Source organism: Pseudomonas sp. PME37.24/025 (assembly GCF_055556615.1).
In genome coordinates, this window is record NZ_JBVHNK010000044.1 from 1 (window position 1) to 434 (window position 434).

Annotated in this window: 1 protein-coding gene; it reads left to right on the forward strand. The window is 64.7% G+C overall.

The genetic code is table 11. From position 1 onward, the window contains the following. Positions 1 to 434 (forward strand): immunoglobulin-like domain-containing protein (locus tag ACZ3HH_RS29410; protein WP_465810026.1); only part of this gene is annotated, 434 nt, incomplete at both ends.

The following is a 434-nucleotide window of genomic DNA, read 5'->3' on the forward strand; positions in this document are numbered from 1 at the left end:
GCCAAGGGCGGCAATTACGAAAAGCTGGAAGTTGACGGCAAGTCGGCCGACACCTCGATCACTGACACCCAGGACACGACCAACCTGTCGCTGACTGCCACCAGTGCAGTGGATGAAGGCGGCCAGATCACCTACACGGCGACCCTGACCAACGCCGCCGGCACTCCGGTCACCGTGACGCTGAGCAACGGCGCCGTGATCACCATCGCCGCCGGCGCCACCAGCGGCTCCGTGACCGTCGACGCGCCGAAGGACGACGTCTACAAGGACGCCGGCCAAGTCGAAGTGACCATCAAGGACGCTGCGGGCGGCAATTTTGAGAACCTGGCGACCAACCCGGCGGCGGCGGTCACCGATGTGACCGATACCATCGACACCTCGACCGTGAACCTCACCGCGACCAGCACTGTGGCCGAAGGCGGCACCGTGGTTTA